This is a genomic window from Gaetbulibacter sp. M235, assembly GCF_043876835.1.
In the GTDB taxonomy this organism is placed as follows: Bacteria; Bacteroidota; Bacteroidia; order Flavobacteriales; family Flavobacteriaceae; genus Yeosuana.
Genome location: NZ_JBAWJZ010000002.1, coordinates 1 through 18,710, shown reverse-complemented (window position 1 = coordinate 18,710; position 18,710 = coordinate 1). Strand labels below are relative to the sequence as shown.

The 18,710-nt window shown below is 30.2% G+C and carries 17 protein-coding genes and 2 tRNA genes; 2 read left to right on the top strand and 17 right to left on the bottom strand.

The genetic code is table 11. The features are described from left to right. Window positions 1-2 precede the first annotated feature (2 nt). Window positions 3-1,286 carry a UDP-N-acetylmuramoyl-tripeptide--D-alanyl-D-alanine ligase gene (gene murF, locus V8G69_RS02710; protein ID WP_394880205.1) on the top strand — a complete coding sequence of 428 codons (1,284 nt, stop codon included), beginning with the start codon at window positions 3-5 and terminating at the stop codon, window positions 1,284-1,286. 163 nt (window positions 1,287-1,449) lie between these two features. On the opposite strand, the gene V8G69_RS02705 is transcribed toward murF, so the two are convergent. The 16 genes from V8G69_RS02705 to V8G69_RS02630 form a co-directional block, all read right to left on the bottom strand. Beyond that, a complete protein-coding gene (locus V8G69_RS02705) occupies window positions 1,450-2,457 on the bottom strand; it encodes a ComEC/Rec2 family competence protein (RefSeq protein WP_394880203.1) in 1,008 nt (335 codons plus the stop codon). Next, window positions 2,451-3,089 carry a hypothetical protein gene (locus V8G69_RS02700; protein WP_394880202.1) on the bottom strand — a complete coding sequence of 213 codons (639 nt, stop codon included), beginning with the start codon at window positions 3,087-3,089 and terminating at the stop codon, window positions 2,451-2,453. Before V8G69_RS02700 ends, V8G69_RS02705 begins: the two co-directional genes overlap by 7 nt. After that, on the bottom strand, window positions 3,074-3,769 hold the full coding sequence (locus tag V8G69_RS02695; RefSeq protein WP_394880201.1) for a hypothetical protein: 696 nt from the start codon (window positions 3,767-3,769) through the stop codon (window positions 3,074-3,076). The genes V8G69_RS02700 and V8G69_RS02695 overlap by 16 nt, the downstream gene beginning before the upstream one ends. A 107-nt stretch (window positions 3,770-3,876) precedes the next feature. Next, the gene (locus tag V8G69_RS02690) at window positions 3,877-4,707 is read right to left on the bottom strand and encodes a hypothetical protein (RefSeq protein ID WP_394880199.1); all 831 of its coding nucleotides are present in this window, start codon (window positions 4,705-4,707) and stop codon (window positions 3,877-3,879) included. A gap of 321 nt (window positions 4,708-5,028) precedes the next feature. Then, the gene (locus tag V8G69_RS02685) at window positions 5,029-5,343 is read right to left on the bottom strand and encodes a helix-turn-helix domain-containing protein (RefSeq protein ID WP_394880197.1); all 315 of its coding nucleotides are present in this window, start codon (window positions 5,341-5,343) and stop codon (window positions 5,029-5,031) included. Window positions 5,344-5,424: 81 nt separating this feature from the next. Then, on the bottom strand, window positions 5,425-6,048 hold the full coding sequence (locus tag V8G69_RS02680) for a hypothetical protein (protein ID WP_394880196.1): 624 nt from the start codon (window positions 6,046-6,048) through the stop codon (window positions 5,425-5,427). Further along, on the bottom strand, window positions 6,048-7,280 hold the full coding sequence (locus V8G69_RS02675; protein ID WP_394880194.1) for a site-specific integrase: 1,233 nt from the start codon (window positions 7,278-7,280) through the stop codon (window positions 6,048-6,050). The genes V8G69_RS02680 and V8G69_RS02675 overlap by 1 nt, the downstream gene beginning before the upstream one ends. A gap of 165 nt (window positions 7,281-7,445) precedes the next feature. Further along, window positions 7,446-7,520 (bottom strand) — tRNA-Val (locus V8G69_RS02670). Between the two features lie 86 nt (window positions 7,521-7,606). Beyond that, window positions 7,607-7,681 (bottom strand) — tRNA-Val (locus V8G69_RS02665). A gap of 62 nt (window positions 7,682-7,743) precedes the next feature. Beyond that, the gene (locus tag V8G69_RS02660) at window positions 7,744-8,961 is read right to left on the bottom strand and encodes a bifunctional folylpolyglutamate synthase/dihydrofolate synthase (protein WP_394880193.1); all 1,218 of its coding nucleotides are present in this window, start codon (window positions 8,959-8,961) and stop codon (window positions 7,744-7,746) included. Window position 8,962: 1 nt separating this feature from the next. Continuing rightward, the gene (locus V8G69_RS02655; protein WP_394880192.1) at window positions 8,963-9,811 is read right to left on the bottom strand and encodes an energy transducer TonB; all 849 of its coding nucleotides are present in this window, start codon (window positions 9,809-9,811) and stop codon (window positions 8,963-8,965) included. 28 nt (window positions 9,812-9,839) lie between these two features. Beyond that, complete coding sequence (locus tag V8G69_RS02650) at window positions 9,840-10,235, bottom strand: ExbD/TolR family protein (RefSeq protein WP_394880190.1); 396 nt, start codon at window positions 10,233-10,235, stop codon at window positions 9,840-9,842. Window position 10,236: 1 nt separating this feature from the next. Continuing rightward, window positions 10,237-10,938 (bottom strand): MotA/TolQ/ExbB proton channel family protein, encoded by a 702-nt coding sequence (locus tag V8G69_RS02645; protein WP_394880189.1) that lies wholly within the window; start codon window positions 10,936-10,938, stop codon window positions 10,237-10,239. 54 nt (window positions 10,939-10,992) lie between these two features. Then, complete coding sequence (nhaD, locus tag V8G69_RS02640; protein ID WP_394880188.1) at window positions 10,993-12,399, bottom strand: sodium:proton antiporter NhaD; 1,407 nt, start codon at window positions 12,397-12,399, stop codon at window positions 10,993-10,995. Window positions 12,400-12,407: 8 nt separating this feature from the next. Then, complete coding sequence (locus V8G69_RS02635) at window positions 12,408-13,634, bottom strand: Glu/Leu/Phe/Val dehydrogenase dimerization domain-containing protein (protein ID WP_394880187.1); 1,227 nt, start codon at window positions 13,632-13,634, stop codon at window positions 12,408-12,410. Between the two features lie 154 nt (window positions 13,635-13,788). After that, on the bottom strand, window positions 13,789-14,853 hold the full coding sequence (locus V8G69_RS02630) for an anhydro-N-acetylmuramic acid kinase (RefSeq protein WP_394880185.1): 1,065 nt from the start codon (window positions 14,851-14,853) through the stop codon (window positions 13,789-13,791). A gap of 94 nt (window positions 14,854-14,947) precedes the next feature. Between V8G69_RS02630 and V8G69_RS02625 the strand changes: the two genes are divergently transcribed. Further along, entirely contained in the window at window positions 14,948-16,090 is a 1,143-nt protein-coding gene (locus tag V8G69_RS02625) for an acyl-CoA dehydrogenase (RefSeq protein WP_394880184.1), read from the top strand. Here V8G69_RS02625 and V8G69_RS02620 read toward each other — a convergent pair. Beyond that, the gene (locus V8G69_RS02620) at window positions 16,087-18,537 is read right to left on the bottom strand and encodes a helix-turn-helix domain-containing protein (protein ID WP_394880183.1); all 2,451 of its coding nucleotides are present in this window, start codon (window positions 18,535-18,537) and stop codon (window positions 16,087-16,089) included. The two genes, V8G69_RS02625 and V8G69_RS02620, sit on opposite strands and share 4 nt — an antisense overlap. Between the last annotated feature and the right edge of the window lie 173 nt (window positions 18,538-18,710).

Here is an 18,710-nt window from a genome sequence, read left to right as displayed (position 1 = left end):
TTATGGAAATAAAAGAACTTCATGCTCGCTTTTTAGAATGCACATCGGCATCAACTGATACAAGAAAAATAAAACAAGGCGCCATGTTTTTTGCTTTAAAAGGCGATAACTTTAATGGAAATAGTTATGCCGAACAAGCTATAAAACTAGGCGCAAAATATGTTATTATAGATGAGGAAAAATTCAAAACATCGTCTAAAACTATTTTAGTTAATAGCGTACTTGAATCACTTCAGCAATTAGCTTCCTTCCATAGAGACTATTTAAACGTTCCAATCATTTCACTTACAGGTAGCAACGGAAAAACAACCACAAAAGAACTCATTAATGCTACCCTTTCTAAAAAATTTAAAACCACAGCTACCATTGGCAATTTAAATAACCACATTGGTGTACCATTAACATTACTGTCAATGAATAAAAATACTGAAATTGGCATTGTAGAAATGGGGGCAAATCATTTAAAAGAGATTGAGTTTTTGTGTAGTATTGCCAAACCAGATTATGGTTATATCACAAATTTTGGAAAGGCACATTTAGAAGGATTTGGAAGTACCGAAGGTGTTATTAAAGGAAAAAGCGAAATGTATGATTTCCTTATAAAAAACAATAAAACCATTTTTATAAACGGACTTGACCCAATTCAAGTTGAAAAAACCAAGGGCACAAAAACCTTTTCTTTTGGAAATAATCCTAAAGATTTTGATGTTGAAATAAATTTTATTGAAGCACAACCAAACGTAACCGTTAATTATAATAATCTATCAATAGAAAGCCATTTAATAGGTGAATATAATTTTAATAATATTGCTGCTGCAACTGCTATTGCTAACTATTTAAAAGTAAATGATTCTGATATTAAAAAAGCAATTGAGAATTATATCCCCACAAATAATCGCTCACAGGTTATACAAAAAGCATCAAACAAAATAATACTAGATGCTTATAATGCAAATCCTTCCAGCATGAAAGCTGCCTTATTAAATTTTGATAAGCTGAATGATAAAAACAAAATGGTTATTCTTGGAGACATGTTTGAACTAGGCAAAGAAGCCGAACTAGAGCATCAAGAAATTGTAAATTTATTAGACACTCTAAACTTTGATAAAACGATTTTAATAGGCGAAAATTTTTATAAGACTAAGGTTAATTTCAACAAAATAAAACAGTTCAAAACCTTTGATGATTTTAAAAACAATTTTGATAGCTTAAATATTGGAAATGAAACACTTTTAATAAAAGGCTCTAGAGGAATGGCCATGGAACGAGTTTTAGAGTTACTTTAAAGAACTGTCTGGAAATTATTTTATAAAAAATCCTAATGCGTTGCATTAGGATTTTTATTGTTTGTGGGTCATACTGGTTTCACCAATACAAACATAATAAATTGATTTTCTTTAAATTACACATACATTAACTGTAAAGGGGACGAATAAGGGGACGCAATCATTAAATCTTAATACAACTATTATCACTTATTTGATATGACAAATCCTTAGATGATATTTGATTTTTTAAACCAATATTTATTGGATTTATTTTTTTACTAAAAATATTTAGCATACTAGAATTACTTATTGCTTTTGGTGAGAGTGGTATACTTAAATCCGTTCTCTCTAGTATATAGTCTGGATGATTAGTGAAGAACTCTACTACTTCTGGAGAAGGGTGCTTATAGTTATTTTCACCAACAGAAATAACAGAATAAGTATTAGGATATTTACTTAAGCCAGTCCAAAAAGTTTTATTTAGATTCTTTTTTGAGCCATGATGAGGCACTTGAACAAGTATGGTCTTTTGTTGTTTAAGTCTGCCATTTCTCTTGTTCAGCCTATTTAAAACTTGACTTTCAACATCAGAAGATAGTATAACTGATGTGTTTTCATTATAAATCTTTATAATTGAGCAAAGCCAATTTCCATTAGGATTGCTAGTACTGCCTTCTTCATCAAATGGAAAATTAACTCCTCTAATATACTTTTCTATTTCTAAAGAAGATGGTGCTAAAAATTCTAATTTAAAACCATTTGAGAGGTTTTTAACAGTATCAGGATTATCATCAAAAGTATTCATTATTAGCTCACTTTTATCACGCATATCCATTAGCAATTTATAAAGTTTTGCTAATTCTTTAGTTTCAACTTTACTACGTGATGCTGCCATCAAATAATCAATTGACACACTTCCAGTGTGAAGAAATCTTTTAATATTGATTTTATTACTCCTACAATATTCTATCAAAGCTAAAAACCCTGAGTAATGGTCTTTATGGGGATGGGATAAAAGAAGAAACTCAATTTCTTTTACTTTTTTTTCTATTACAAAATCTAATACAGGGTTAATTTCAGGAGAAATTTGATTACAGTCAATTATACCAATTTTATCCTGTGACTCTTCTTCCCATTCAATTATAACCGAATCACCCTGACCAACATTTTTAAATGTAATATTTACCACTCTTGAAGTTTTGCGCCTAAATCTCTACCTCTAAGCTCTTTGATTTCTTCATTAAAATCAAATAATTCAGGATTTACCAATCCTTCCCCAGGATAAACATCAACTCTAAATGAGCCTGGCTTAGATTTTAACTTTATTAATACTAAACCTCCTGTTTGTAAAGTTTTAAAATTTGAGAATAAACTTTTATGGAATTGTCTTTGTTCAAAATGCATAGTTTCTATATCTAGGATACAATCCAAATAAACATAATCATCATCAGAACTTATTATTCTAGATTTAATAATTTCATTTGAAGCCCAAGTTTCACTTGAAATAAAATCTCTACCTGAAAAAATGTTATTAATAAAATTATCAGAATCTTCAAAATTTAAGCTTTTTACTTTTTCAGGTATTACAGAAGTTATTTCCCCTTCTGATTCTAAAGTAATAAATTCTTTGGTATTTGGCTCTGTTAAAACAGCTTCTTTGAGATGACCAAAAGTCCATTGATAACGAGAAGGAATAGTTCTCATTTTAAGTGTTGGTGCATGTAATATTTCTGTATAAAAACTAAAAGTATTTTTATCTTCAACACTCCCATGAACGTCTTCCTTTAATTTCCTCCTAGATGTGTCTACTGAATGTTCCATATTTTCTTGAATTTATCATTAAATTCAGTACAATTCTTAACAAAATCAACAAATTTAATTTCAGACAACAATTTAAAATTTTTATATTCAAACATTATTCCTTCAAATTCTAAATCATCAAGAGCACTAATATTAACAGGACCAATAGTCCTTTTTAATAAATCTTTTGGGCCCAAATAAGGACCAAATGTAATAGATGTCTCATTTTTTTTAGTTTTTGACTCAATCACAATCGCAATATCATTTGAATTTTCAAGAATATCGTTAGGATTAAAAGCTAAAGTGTTTTTTGAGAATGTGTCAAAATGAAAATCACCTCCCTTTACTTTGGAAATACAAGTAGCAAAAAATAAACTTCTTTGGATTCCTCCAAAATGACTTAAAGACATGATTTTATCAAGGATACCAAAGAAAAGTGTATCAATAGGAGAGTTTTTTTTAGTATAAGTTTCTAAACTTCCTTGACCTTTAAAAACAATTCTATCCCATGAAACTATAATTATATAATTATCATCCTCAAAATTTAAAGAATAGATTTCTTCTAAAGTATTTTGTTTGTCAACTTTTAAGCTTTGTGCAAGTTTGACAAAGGGAGCTAAAAGACTTCTAGATATTTGAGAAAAATCCAATATATGATTAAATCTAATCTCAAATTGAAAAACAGGAACAATTACTTCCATTATTTCATGTTAATTAATAATAATGTAATTCAAATATACAAGAATTATTAAATTAAATACCTATATATCTTACAAATAGAAGATAATAAATATAAGGAGAAAGACTATTAAATTTTGTGAATTAAATTTTTATCATCAAGTCTTTTATACATAGGTAAAGTATTCCTATTCAAATCAATCATTTTAACGTTAATTACAGGGCTATTTTTATCATTGTTGTCTAATTCTTTTAAAACCGCATTCATGCGCTTAAATTGGTCTGTAAATTCAGTTGTGGTATAAAAATCAGTGAATAGCTTTGAAACTAGTTTAGAGCAGTTCCAAACTTGACATTTAAATTTAGCATTATTTTTAGTTACATATTTTGTAACATATGAAGCGATCGTCCTAATGTTATTAGAATTTAATTGCCTAACATCAAAAGCCGAAGATGGTTTAAAGTCTTTTTCTCTCGGAACAATACCATTTTTTTGTTGTAAAGAAATCCAGTAATTCCACCATTTTTCAAGTTTCCAATATTTGTTTGTAATCATGTGAAAGTGAACATTCCCTTTAAACGCATCATTTTTGGTTTGTCTTTCTGCTATCCAAACATATTGAAAATCAACACTTCGTTTTTTCACATTATCTATAAACTTTCTTAGCAAATTAATAGCTTCCTCATCAGTTACTATGTTTAAAAAAGTAAGTGTTACAAAGCTTAATCTTTTATAGCATCTTGCAAAACAAGTAATCTTTTTTCTAATCTTTTGCTTAGAGCGTTTAGATAGGCTTCTATCTTTTTTCTCTTTAGGTTTATCTGTTTTCGGTTTAGCCTGTTTCACAGGCTCTTGCTTTTTTCTTAATGTTGCAGAGCCTGTAAATTCATGCTTTGGGGCGTTTCCATATTTTTTAACAGAAAAAGTAACACTTGTCCCATATGTATTCTTAACTACCATAATCTGAATCGTTGTATATTAATTAAAACCATTAAAAGGTTATTTATTAAAGGTTTTTATATATAATAAATATTAAAGGTTAATAGATTTAAAGGTTAAAAAAAAAGAAAATGAGCGTAAGGAACGGAGGGACGAAAACACCCTTTTTGAATTGCTTCATAAATTGACCGCTTCTTCGGTTGTAAACATTCATGTATAGCCAAGTAGGATGATTTTTAGACAAAAACATCGAGAAGCCATTTAGCTTATGAACATACTCCCATTTTTTGGGTTTTGTTTCATTTTCCAAGAACACGATAACGGAGTAATCATTTTTCTTTTTTAACATGATTTACCTCCTCTCTTTAATTGTGGGTTTATAAGTGTTAAAGCTTGGTTGATGTCTTCTTTTTTATAAAGAACTCTATTCCCAATTCGATATGCTCTTATTATCCCCTCTTTCGTCCAGTCATGAAGTGTTGGCAATGAAACACAAAGCTTCTTTGCTGTTTGCTTTCTAGAAAACATATCTGGGTCGCTCGCTTTTGGAGGATTAAGATATTCTTTAAATGCTCTAATAATTGCTTTTTCAAAAGCTTCATCAAAAGCTTTGTCAAAGTCTGATTTTTGAAATGTGTTTAAATGAATGTTTTGCATGTTTTTTAGGTTTTTGGTTAAACATGCAGCAAAATTCCAATTTTATAATAGTGGCTTTTATTTCTGTGGTGCCACAATCTTTCAACTCATCTGATTAATTTCCCAATTAAGTTTATTGGTTATTGTTTCAAATGTTTTATTTTCAAATAGTTCTATTAGCTTTTCATAATTTTCAATAGTTCGAATTTCACTATCTTTTTTATATAAAGCTGATAAATTTTTTCTTATATTTTCAGGACCAATATTCAAAATCTGACTTAAGACATTAGCTAATTGATTCTGTGTATAATCTCTTAAACTTGGAAATAAGTAGTGAAGTGCTAATAATTTTTGTTCATTATTAAGATCAGAAAATTTTTCTCTTGTTTTAGGAACTTTTAGTTCATTAAGCCATTTATAATATTCTGCAAATTCGACAGCTTTTTGACTAGTTTCATTAACTTCAGAAGTTTTGTTATTGTTTAAGTATTCAGTAAAAAACTTATTGAAATGTTTCCTAAACCCTAAGAAGCTTAAATCAAAAACACTATTAGTTTTGTTATCATAGAGAGTAAACATTTTCGTGGACTTAAGGACTGGTGCTTCAGAAGTAGTAAAAGCTTTTATTTGGATTATCTCATTTTGAATTAAAGAAACTTTATTTTCTATTGTTTTAAGTTCTGTTTCAAAAGCTTTAATAAAATGATTTGAGGAATTATTTTTCATTAGTTAAAAAATGGGTGAGTTAATAATTTATCCGCATTTTCTTTTTGAGAAACACGGATATATCGTAAAAATGAACTTTCTGTTCTATGACCTGTTATTTTCATAATAGAAATAGAAGGAACGTTTGCTAAATATAAGTTAGTAGCAAAACTACGTCTAGCAGTATGTGTAGAAACTAGTTTACTCTTAGGTAAAGTATTTTTTTCAACCTTACCCCCTTTTGTTATAGTTGTTTCTATAAGCTCATTTATTTCAGCTTTTCCAACTACTTCTTTTAAGTAAACATTCATTTTTTGATTTACATAGGCTTTAGGTAACTTATTATTATATTTTTTTAAAATAGATTTTACCGTTTTATGAAGTGGTATTGAAACACGTTGATTAGTTTTTCTTGTCCTCATTTCAATAATTGAATTATCTATAATATTTTCAGGATTTATTTGAGTGAAATCTGAAAATCGTAATCCAGTATAACAACCTATTAAAAATAAATCTCTTGTTATATCTAATCTTGGTATATCATTTAAATCTAGCTTTTCAATTTCTTTTAATTCATCAACTGTTAAATAAACTGTATCAGCTTCCTCACTAATAGTTTTAAATTTTTTGCTTTTGAAATCTAAGTTTGTATTAATTCCTCTTTCAGTTGCTTCATTAAGAAAGGACTTTATTGTTTTAATGTGCTTTCCAATAGTGTTATTAGCTAAGTTTTGTTCTTTTTTAAGAAACCCTAAATATTGGTTATAGAATTCAAGATTAATCATATCGAAGTCTATTAATCTATTTTGCTTTTTTGAGAATTCTTTTAGGTGAGTAAAGACTGTATTATAAACTTTAATAGTACCAGCTTTCTTATTTAGTTTGCTTTCCTCAATATATTCTTCTATGAATCTAAAAAATGTTAACCTATTTGGTTTTAAAATATGGTCAGATAGTTCAATTTCTAAAGCTTGTTTAATATTTATATTATTTGGTTGAATACCATCATTCAACAATTTCCTAAAAGCATTATTAATTCCATTCGCTATTTTATCCAATCTTGCATTAAATTCAGGATATTCTGTAAATTGTTTAGTTGCTTTAACCCTATGAGTAGATTTATTCCAAAATTTTGGATTTATTTTTTCTCCAGTAGAATATTTAAATCTTTTGTATTGGTAATTATAAAGTAAGTAGATTAAAGTTTCTTCTTTGGAATTAGGTTCTTTTAATATAAATTTAGCTTTTGACATAAGCCAAATATATACAAAAATATTAAATTAGGGGACGAATAAGGGGACAAAATATTTTAATTTCATTTAATTTTCATTAATTCTATTAAATTAAAAACCCTTTAAAATAAAGGGTTAACAAACTTAAATACAATAAAATAAGGTAAAATTTCATTAAAATAACTGTGGGTCATACTGGATTCGAACCAGTGACTTCCACGTTGTCGACGTGACACTCTGAACCAACTGAGTTAATGACCCTAAAACATATTAAATATACTTGCTTTTTTAAATTGCTTAAATATATTCAAAAAAAAATCCTAAAGTAATCATACCTTAGGATTTTGTGGGCAATGAGGGATTCGAACCCCCGACCCTCTCGGTGTAAACGAGATGCTCTGAACCAACTGAGCTAATTGCCCTTGTAATTGGATTGCAAATATAGTCTAGATTTTTAATTCGCAAAAACTTTTTAAATAAAAAATTAAATTATTTCTGCCACTACAAAAGTACTGCCTCCAATAAAAATAAAATCATTGGGTTTGGCTGTGTTCAAGGCTGCTTTATATGCCTCATTCACTGAACTATAGACTTCTCCATTAATACCAGAATTAGCCATTATATTTTTCAATTCCAAAGCATCTAATCCACGAGGAATATCTGGTTTACAGAAATAATATTTAGCATTTTTAGGTAATAAATGAACGATTGCGCTTAAATCTTTATCATTTACAACTCCAAAAACTATATGGAGAAATTCAAATTTTTCATTTGAAATCTGATTCATAACATAAGCTAATCCTTCTTTGTTATGACCTGTATCGCAAATAACTTTTGGATTTGAATGTAATTGTTGCCAACGACCCATTAAACCTGTGTTTTTTACAACATTTAAAAGTCCGTTTTTTATGTGCTCTTTTGAAATTTTATAACCCATAAATTGTAGTTCTTTTATGGTTTGTATGACCGTTGTGATATTTTTTGATTGATAAATTCCTTTTAAATCACTTTTATAAATTTCAATCTCCTGCTTATCTGCAAAAATAATCTTAGAACCATTTTTTTTAGCAACCTCTTTAAAAATAGATTCTGTTTCCAATTGAGTTTCTCCTATTACTACTGGAATATTTGGTTTAATGATGCCTGCTTTCTCAACAGCAATAGCTTCTAAAGTATTTCCTAAAAACTGAGTGTGGTCTAACCCTATATTTGTAATTACTGATACTACTGGATTGATGATATTAGTAGAATCTAATCGTCCTCCAAGTCCTACTTCAATAACAGCAATATCAACCTTTTCCTTTGCAAAAAAATCGAATGCCATACCGACAGTCATCTCAAAAAAAGATAGGGAATTACTTTCCAAAAACATTTTGTTCCTTTTAATAAATCCCATCACAAACTGCTTACTAACAGTTTGTCCATTGATTTTTATTCGTTCCCTAAAATCTTTTAAATGAGGAGATGTATATAACCCTACTTTATACCCCGCTTCTTGTAAAATAGAAGCTAACATATGACTAGTTGACCCCTTTCCATTAGTTCCTGCAATATGAATTGTTTTGAAAGCTTTTTCAGGATGCCCTAATTTCTCAGATAGTTTTAAAGTATTCGATAAATCTTTTTTAAAAGCTGAATTACCCTGACGCTGATACATTGGGAGCTGAGAAAACATCCAATTTAAAGTATCTTGATAGGTCATTTTATTGCCCTAAAGTGAAGTTTACTTTTACAAAACCTATCTGTTTAGCAGGAGCATTTGGGTCTGGACGCCATTTATGAGATAATGCAATTTTTTTTGCTGGCTCTAATAAGCATGATGCAGTATTTGTAGTTCCTTTAAAACCAGGAATAGCTTCAACAACATTGCCATTATTATTAACTGTAATTTTAACTATCACTAAACCAGACTCATTACAATCTTGTTTTAATGTTTGATATGTTGCTTTACCTCTACCGTTTAATCCATAACCAACACCTCCACTACCAGTTCCGGGATCACCAAAATAACTTGGCGCGTAAGGATCGCCATCTAATTGTCCTTTATCTCCTGCTTTATTATCATTACCTTCTCCACCTGTAGCAGTTCCATCAGACTTACTAACACCTCCTATTAAAGCATCTAATTTTCTCTTTTTATCTTCTTGGATTTGTTTTTCTTTATCAATTCGGTCTGCTTCTGCTTTTGCTTTTGCATCAGCTACAGCCTTAGCTTTTGCTTCGGCTTCTTTTTCCTTTTTTAATGCAATGGTTTCAATATCATCCTGAGTTAAAACTTGTTCTTTAACTTCATTAGGTTTAGATGGTTCTGCTTTTGAAACATCGGGCTGATAAGGTTCATTGATTTCTTTTGGCTCAGATTTAATCGGTTTTAACGGTTGAACATCACCCTTACCAAAATCTGATGTTCCGAAATTAACTGCAACCCCATATTCTATTGGTGGATCCATGTAAGGTGCTCCAACAACAAAAAGTAACAGAATTAATATAATAGTAATTAATGCTGTTAATTTAGCAGAATTCCGTTCATGTTTAGTTTCGAAATATTTCATCAGCTAGCAAAAAAACTTGTTTAATAAATTAATCGTTTGGTTTTACAGCCAATATGACTTTAAATTTATTTCTGTTTGCAATATCCATAACCTTTACAACATTTTCAACTGGCACAGACTTTTCTGCACGTAAAATAACCGTAGGTTTTTCTTCAGAAGAAAGCGCTGCAACAAGCTCAGATTCTAAAACACTTTCTCCCACACGCTTTGCATCAATATAATAAGTCAAGTCTTTTTTTATACTAACAGCTACAGATTTTTTATTTTCAGTTTTCCCACTTGCTTTTGGCAACAAAATGTCAATCGCACTGGTAGAAACCAAAGTAGAAGCTATCATAAAAAATATAAGTAACAGAAATACAATATCTGTCATTGATGACATATTGAATTCTGGCGATACTTTATTTCTTCCTCTTATATTCATACTATGACGGTTCGTTTAAATGATCTAGAAACTCCAATGAATTAGCTTCCATTTGATATACAACTTTATCTGTTTTTACAACTAAATGGTTATATGCCATAAAAGCAACAATACCAACAATTAATCCTGCAACCGTAGTTGTCATTGCTGTATAAAGTCCACTGGCCAATACATCCATTTGTATAGTACCACCTGCATTGGCAAGTTCAAATATTGCTAATATCATTCCAATTACTGTACCAAGAAATCCAATCATAGGACCTGCACCCGAAATAGTAGCCAACATACTTACGTTTTTTTCAAGTTGATAAATCTCTAATCTTCCAGCATTCTCTAAAGCTGTATTAATATCTGCTAAAGGTTTTCCAATTCTAGAAATTCCTTTACCAATTAATCTTGATACTGGCGAATTTACTTGGGCACAAAGTATTTGGGCAGAATCAATTTTCCCATGACTTACATGGTCCTTGATTTGATTCATAAAGTTTGAATCTATTTTTGATGCTGCTTTGATTGCAAATAATCTTTCAAAATAAATATAAGTAGCTAAAACTAGCATTAAAAATAAAACAGCTATTATAAGCTGTCCTGCTACTCCACCACTACTAATAAGTTCAATAATTGAAAGTGTTTTTTCAACTGGTTCCCCATCTTGAATTATATCAACCCCTTCTTGTGCGTTTTGTATTAAAGTATTTAACATATAGTATCTTATTTCTTACCGATTATATAACGTCTGTTTTTTTATTAAAGTATATTAAAATAATGTTCTTGTTACCATAAATGCTGCTGCTCCTACAAGAAAACCAATTAAAGCCAACCATGAAATCTTTTTTAAATACCAGAAAAAGTCAATTTTCTCCATTCCCATGGCTACAACACCTGCCGCAGATCCTATAATTAACATGCTTCCACCTGTTCCTGCAGAATAGGCTACAAAATGCCAAAGCTCATTATCTAATGGTTCAGAAAACATACCTAAACTTGCAGCAACTAAAGGTACATTATCTATAACTGCAGAACCAACACCTAATAATAAAATCACTAAATCTGAAACAGTATGGGCCTCATAAGAATAACTCATTTCTGTACCAAGCATAGGCATTGTTTCTTTTAGTTTAGAAGCTAACTCAAACAAAATTCCTAAAGATTCTAAAGCGGCAACCGCCATTAATATTCCTAAAAAGAAAAGTATACTTGGCAATTCAATTTTTGATAATGAATGATGAACTGGACTATGCAATGCATGGGCGTCACTTTCTTCTGAATTAAATACAGTCAAACTAAATTTTGAACTACTGTATACTTCAGCAAAAATTGCAACAACTCCCAAAGACAACATCATACCTACATATGGTGGCAAATGTGTTATCATTTTAAATACTGGAACAAAAACAATGGCTCCCAAACCTAAATAAAGCATAGTAGCACTAAATCTTGATTTTTTCTTACTTTCTACTTGTTCTTCCACTTCTAAATCTCCTTTAAAGATTGGTAAGAATGATGCAATAAATGATGGTACTGCCATACATAAAAATGAAGGCACAAATAAATATCCTATTAAATGCCCTGTGCTAACTTTTTTACCAATCCATAGCATTGTGGTTGTAACATCGCCAATTGGAGACCAAGCTCCACCTGCATTTGCAGCAATGATGATTAAACCGGCTAAATATAACCTTGTATCTCTATCCTTAACTATTTTCTGAAGAATTGAAATAAGTACAATTGTAGCTGTAAGATTGTCGATAATTGCAGATAAGGTAAATGCTAAAATTGAGAAAACCCACAATATTTTTGTTTTCTTTTTAGTTTTAACAAAGTCTTTAATGGTTGAAAAACCATCAAAATAATCAATGATTTCAACAATAGTCATAGCTCCTAAAAGAAAAACCAAGATTTCTGCAGTTTTACCTAAGTGATGCAGTAAGGTTTCTTCCATTAGTTCCATTTTCCTTTCTCCAGAAAAAGCACCAAAACCATCCAACAGCGAATGTTTAGCAGAATCAAACCATTGAGGAAAACTCTCTAACCCCAGTGCAATTATTGCCCATAACAAAGCCATCATCACTAAGGCAGGAATAAGTTTATCTATTTTTAAATTATGCTCTAATGTAATGGCCAAATAGCCTAATACAAATACCAAAATGATTGCTGCTTCCATAAATATAATTAAATGAGTTGATCTAAAGCGATTTCAAATGCCGTTTCGCTAATTCCTGTTTTACTTTGCTTTTTATTGTATACTTTTTCTATTGCTTCTTTTATTTTATTTGAAGTATCATTAAATATCGCCTCATCAGTCATTTGCACTTTTCTTTCCATAAAATAAGCGAAAACTCTTGCCATTCCACAATTAGAAATAAAATCTGGTATTAAACTTACTCTATTATCTGTGTGTTCCATTATAGGTCCAAAGAAAATTTCTTTATCTGCAAAAGGCACATTTGCACCACAAGAAATCACCTCTAAACCACTATCAATAAGCTCATCTATTTGATGTATCGTTATCAATCTTGATGAAGCACATGGAGCAAATATTTCTGCATCAAGTGACCAAATTTTTTTATTGATTTCATTAAATGGAATCAAGTTATCACTCACTAAAGTATTACCAGTTTTTGCAAGAAATAGTTTTGTTATTTCATCAAAAGTAAAACCTTCTTTATTTATGAGCCCACCTACAATATCAATAATTCCTACTATTTTAACCCCCATTTGAGACAGATAAAATGCGGCTGCTGCACCAACATTTCCAAATCCTTGAATAATAGCACGCTTCCCTTCAATATTTCCTCCATAAATATGATAATACTGTTTTACAGCTTCTGCTACCCCAAACCCAGTAATCATGTCGGCTACTGTATATTTTCTTGAAACGCTAGGTGAATAAATTGGGTTTTCAATAACTTTAATTACACCTTGACGCAATTGCCCTATTCTATTAATTTTATCAGCTTCCGTTGGTTTAAAATGTCCATTAAACACTCCTTCTTGCGGATGCCAAACACCACTTTCTTCTGTAATTGGGATAACCTCATTAATTTCATCTACATTCAAATCTCCTCCTGTACCATAATAACTTTTAAGTAACGGAGAAACCACTTTATACCAACGCTCTAAAACTTCTTTTTTACGCGGATCATTCGGGTCGAAATTAATTCCAGATTTTGCACCACCAATTGATGGTCCAGAGACTGTAAATTTAATTTCCATAGTCTTTGCTAATGATAAGACCTCATTCATATCTAAGCCTTTTCTCATTCTTGTTCCTCCTCCGGCAGCGCCTCCTCTTAATGAATTTATTACAACCCATCCTTCAGCTTCGCTTTCAGAATCTTTCCAATTAAAGACTATCTCTGGACTTTTATCTTCATACTTTTTTAATAGTTCTTTCATAAATTTTTATTCGTTTATTTTTTCAATTAAATCATTACCACTTATAATTAATTTATGAAAAGTCAGCGCTGGGTCATTGTTTGAAAGTAATTTAAATATTAAAGTAACAAATATAAAAAACTAAAAACCCTAAAAGATTAATTTTACAATAATTTTATGGACGAAAAATATTCCCAGAACTATGATTATGTGAAGCACCAGTAACTGATTTTAAACAATTAATTTCTTCTCGAAGTTTTAAAACGCCTAAAAAACCAAAAATTAGGGCTTCTTTAAATTCAATAATTTCCTTTGATGGAATTATAATATGATTATTTGTGTGAGTTTTAATTCGATCGATTAAAAAAACATTGTAAGCGCCTCCTCCAGTTACCAATACTGATGCGTTATTTTTGTTATTTATTTCTTTAGAAATCTGAAAAGCTATATGCTCGACAAATGTTCTCAAAAAATCTTTAATATCAAGCCTATATGAATCTATTAAAGGAATGACTACAGATTTTACCCATTCTAAACCTAAAGATTTGGGATATGGCATTTTATAAAAATATAAATCATTTAATTTTTCAAGTAACTCATTATTAACAGTTCCTGTTGAAGCTATTTTTCCACCATCATCATATTCATATCCTAATTTTTTAACATAATAATTCAAAACAATATTTACCGGACAAATATCGTAGGCAATTACTTCGTTATTAATTATAGTTGAAATATTTGCAAAACCTCCAAGATTCATGCAGAATTCATATTCAGAAAACAATAAAGCATCACCAATAGGGACTAATGGTGCGCCTTGTCCACCAAGTTTAACATCCTGAACTCTAAAATCGCAAACAACGGTTTTTTGTAATAATGAAGCTAACAAAGGAAGATTTCCTATTTGGTAAGTTAATTTTTTTTCTGGTTGATGTAAGGCAGTATGTCCATGTGAACAAATAGCATCAACATCCTGAATATCATACTTAACTATAAAATCTTGAATTTTATTTGCTAAATATCGAGTATAATCTTCATCAATTACTTCTAATTTTGATTCAGAAAATAGCACCAAATCTTTAAGAATCTCTAACCAGGAATCCTCATAAGGAATAGTATCTATATTAATTATTTGAAAACTCCAAGTTTCATTAAATTTAAAAGTAACATAAACCAAATCGATGCCATCAAGTGATGTTCCAGACATTACACCGATAATTTTATATTCTGTCTTTTTCATATTCAGTAAAAATAATAATACTTATTGAAAATATTCTATTAAAAATTTATCTTTGTGTACCTTTTTTTATCAAATTAATAATTAATTATTTTTTATGGATTTTAATCTTACAGAAGAGCATATTATGATTCGTGATGCTGCTCGTGATTTTGCTCAAACCGAATTACTTCCTGGTGTTATTGAACGTGATGAAACTCAACACTTTCCTGATGAATTAGTAAAAAAAATGGGAGCATTAGGCTTTATGGGAATCATGGTTAATCCTAAATATGGTGGAAGTGGTATGGATGCCATCTCATATGTTCTTATCATGGAAGAGCTATCAAAAATTGATGCTTCTGCTTCTGTAATTGTTTCAGTAAATAATTCGTTAGTATGTTATGGCATCGAAGCGTTTGGATCTGAAGATCAAAAACAAAAATATCTTCCAAAATTAGCCACTGGAGAATTTATAGGAGCATTTTGCCTTAGTGAACCAGAAGCAGGAAGTGACGCTACCTCACAAAAAACAACAGCTATTGATAAAGGTGAATATTATTTACTAAACGGAACAAAAAACTGGATTACAAATGGAGGTCGTTCAGATGTATATTTAGTGATCGCTCAAACTGATAAAGACAAAGGCTCTCATGGAATCAATGCTTTTATTATTGAAAAAGGAATGGAAGGTTTTCATGTTGGCCCGAAAGAAAATAAATTAGGAATAAGAGGTAGTGACACTCATACACTACAATTTAATGATGTGAAAGTACCTAAAGAAAATAGAATTGGGGATGATGGTTTTGGTTTTAGATTTGCTATGAAAACTTTATCTGGAGGACGTATTGGTATTGCTGCACAAGCCTTAGGAATCGCTCAAGGAGCATATGAACTAGCAAGAAAATATTCCAAGGAGCGAAAAGCTTTTGGAACAGAAATTTCAAATCATCAAGCTGTAGCTTTTAAATTAGCTGATATGTACACTGAAATATCGGCTGCACGTCATTTAGTAATGAAAGCAGCTTGGGATAAAGATCAAAATAACAATTATGATATTTCTAGTGCTGTTGCAAAATTGTATGCCTCACAAGTTGCTATGAAACATAGTGTTGAAGCAGTTCAAATTCATGGCGGCAATGGTTTTGTAAAAGATTACCATGTAGAGCGATTGATGCGAGATGCCAAAATAACTCAAATTTACGAAGGCACTTCTGAAATTCAAAAAATTGTAATTTCTAGAAGTATTTTAAGGGATTAAGATTTATTTTTTTCAGAATTTAAAGCTTCTAAAACCAGTTTCAAATCACCATAACTGTATTTATCATCCAGTTGACTTTTTAAATCGGATAAATTCTCAAATTTTTTTTGAGGAATAAGTTCCTTTAATGATTCATAATTTTCAATTGACATTAAATCGGTGATTTCTACATCTTCTGAAGCTATAAAACTGGCTAAATGACCAAAAATAGTGTTCTCATTTAATTCGCGTTCAAAGGCTATTTCTTCAATAGATTTACCAGATTTAAATAATTCTAAAGACAATTTCTTAGTATCAATTTTATTTTTTTTGGGTTTCACTTCTTCAAAAATAGTTTCATCGCTTATAGTGTCAATATCATTTTCATCACAATACGTTTTTATCACATCTAAAATAGCCTTACCATATTTTTCTACCCTTGTTTTTCCCATACCATTTACTTGTAACAACTCTTTCTTTGTTAAAGGCAAGGTTTCACACATTTCATATAAAGCCTTTTGAGTAAAAACTTGAAAGTGTACTAAATCATTTTTGCTTGCAATCTCATTTCTAAGCACTCTTAAAAGTTCGAACAATTCTACATTTGTGGTTCCATCAATAACTGTCTTTCTGGATTTCTTAGGTTTTTCTTTGGAAAGAAATACAGATTTTGCTCTTAACTCTAAAAGTTTTTTTGTAGAAAAACCTTCCGATAATCCACTAAAAAATAACAATTTAACTTCTAGCAATTCTTCTATGGCATCTAGATTTTTATTAATATCCGCACCAATTACTTTATTATCAGTAGTAAAGCCAAATTCTTTTAAGGGAGCAACCAAATTAATGTCTGATTCGGTTTTAAAATATGCTATAGCCTTTTTAAAACGTTCTTGAATTCGATTACTTAACTCTGGTAATGGTTCTCTTTCAGTAAGTTGTTTTAATTGAGAATTAAAACCATTACTAACTTTTAAAAAATTTGTAATTGTATTTTTTAAAGTCAACATGGGGTTTTCAACTTTCCCTTCAATGCTTGTTCTGTTTTTGTAATAAATATCAAGAATTCTATTTACAGGATACAAAAATTCATAAAACCCAAAAACTTCAGCAATTAAATCCAACTGAAACGTTTTTTGAGAACTTTCTAAAACGGTATTATCTGGTTCATTCGCTTCTGCATTTTTATTAAACGAAATAACATGACTATCACTAATAATTTGGCTGGAACTAATTCTACTTTTTAAAACCAAACCCTCAATAGACTTACATCTACTTAATGCTACATAGGTTTGCCCATGAGCGAACGCACCCTGCGCATCAATAATCGCTTTTTCAAAAGTCAATCCTTGGCTTTTATGAATGGTAATGGACCAAGCCAAACGCAACGGTATTTGTGTAAATGCTCCTATTCTATCCTCCGTAATAGCTTTTGTTTCGGCATCAACCGTATAATTTATATTTTCCCAAACTTCTGGTGTCGTTACAATATTAAAATCATCATCAGGACAATGCACCACGACTTCATCCTTTTCCAAATGCACAACTTCACCTATTTTTCCGTTAAAATAACGTTTATCTGGACTGCTGTCATTTTTTATAAACATGACTTGAGCCCCCACTTTCAATGAAAGAATTTGATCATTAGGAAAAGAAAATTCAGGGAACTTACCTTCTACTTTAGCTTTATATGTGAATGTTTTAGTATTTAGTTTATCTAACTCTATTTTATTAGTAGCCTCTGCTTTATTATTATGAGTAGTCAATGAAATGTAACCGGAATTCGGTTCTGGAGTAAAATCTGGAATAAAGCGTTTATTCAATTCAGCAGCAGAAGCTTGACTAAGTACATTATTTCTAATCTCATTAAGAATTTGAATAAACTTAGGATTTTCTTGTCTATAAATATGTTTTAGCTCTATAGTAATCGCATGACATTCTTGATATGCTTGACTACTAAAAAAGAATCCATTACTATAAACATGCTTTAATAATTCCCATTCACTTTCTTTAATAACAGGAGATAATTGCTGCAAATCTCCAATCATAAGGACTTGAATACCTCCAAAAACTTTATCCCTATTTCTAAAACGACGCAACGTTCTATCTATACCATCTAGTAAATCGGCACGTACCATACTAATTTCATCAATGACTAATAAGTCCATCGACTTAATAATATTGATTTTCGTTTTGCTAAATTTTCTATTAAAACTACTGGAATTATTTAAATCAGTATCTGGCAAAATAGGTCCAAAAGGCATTTGAAAAAATGAATGTATTGTAACACCTTTAGCATTAATAGAAGCCACACCAGTAGGAGCTACAACTACTAATCGTTTTAAACTATTCATTTTTAATTGGTGTAAAAACGTTGTTTTACCTGTCCCCGCTTTACCCGTCAAAAAAATAGATCGATTTGTGTTGTTCACAAATTCCCAGACTAATTCCAGTTCTTTATTTACAGCCATTAAGTACTATTAAAAATTGAATTTGAAGATACTACTTTTGAGGTCTTATTTAGCTAATTTTTGTAAGAAAAAATCAACTTGTTTAAAGTGTAAAAAATATAAAAGCAAAAAGCCCTTCATATTTCTATGAAGGGCTTCCAAAAAAGGCAACGACCTACTCTCCCACAAATGCA

Coding starts and splice junctions, on each gene's coding strand:
- V8G69_RS02645 (WP_394880189.1), bottom strand. CDS start 10,938: ATGTTAAATACTTTAATACAAAACGCACAAGAAGGGGTTGATATAATT.
- V8G69_RS02680 (WP_394880196.1), bottom strand. CDS start 6,048: ATGAAAAATAATTCCTCAAATCATTTTATTAAAGCTTTTGAAACAGAA.
- V8G69_RS02695 (WP_394880201.1), bottom strand. CDS start 3,769: ATGGAAGTAATTGTTCCTGTTTTTCAATTTGAGATTAGATTTAATCAT.
- murF (WP_394880205.1), top strand. CDS start 3: ATGGAAATAAAAGAACTTCATGCTCGCTTTTTAGAATGCACATCGGCA.
- V8G69_RS02675 (WP_394880194.1), bottom strand. CDS start 7,280: ATGTCAAAAGCTAAATTTATATTAAAAGAACCTAATTCCAAAGAAGAA.
- V8G69_RS02635 (WP_394880187.1), bottom strand. CDS start 13,634: ATGAAAGAACTATTAAAAAAGTATGAAGATAAAAGTCCAGAGATAGTC.
- V8G69_RS02655 (WP_394880192.1), bottom strand. CDS start 9,811: ATGAAATATTTCGAAACTAAACATGAACGGAATTCTGCTAAATTAACA.
- V8G69_RS02625 (WP_394880184.1), top strand. CDS start 14,948: ATGGATTTTAATCTTACAGAAGAGCATATTATGATTCGTGATGCTGCT.
- V8G69_RS02685 (WP_394880197.1), bottom strand. CDS start 5,343: ATGCAAAACATTCATTTAAACACATTTCAAAAATCAGACTTTGACAAA.
- V8G69_RS02690 (WP_394880199.1), bottom strand. CDS start 4,707: ATGGTAGTTAAGAATACATATGGGACAAGTGTTACTTTTTCTGTTAAA.
- nhaD (WP_394880188.1), bottom strand. CDS start 12,399: ATGGAAGCAGCAATCATTTTGGTATTTGTATTAGGCTATTTGGCCATT.
- V8G69_RS02630 (WP_394880185.1), bottom strand. CDS start 14,853: ATGAAAAAGACAGAATATAAAATTATCGGTGTAATGTCTGGAACATCA.
- V8G69_RS02650 (WP_394880190.1), bottom strand. CDS start 10,235: ATGAATATAAGAGGAAGAAATAAAGTATCGCCAGAATTCAATATGTCA.
- V8G69_RS02660 (WP_394880193.1), bottom strand. CDS start 8,961: ATGACCTATCAAGATACTTTAAATTGGATGTTTTCTCAGCTCCCAATG.
- V8G69_RS02700 (WP_394880202.1), bottom strand. CDS start 3,089: ATGGAACATTCAGTAGACACATCTAGGAGGAAATTAAAGGAAGACGTT.
- V8G69_RS02620 (WP_394880183.1), bottom strand. CDS start 18,537: ATGGCTGTAAATAAAGAACTGGAATTAGTCTGGGAATTTGTGAACAAC.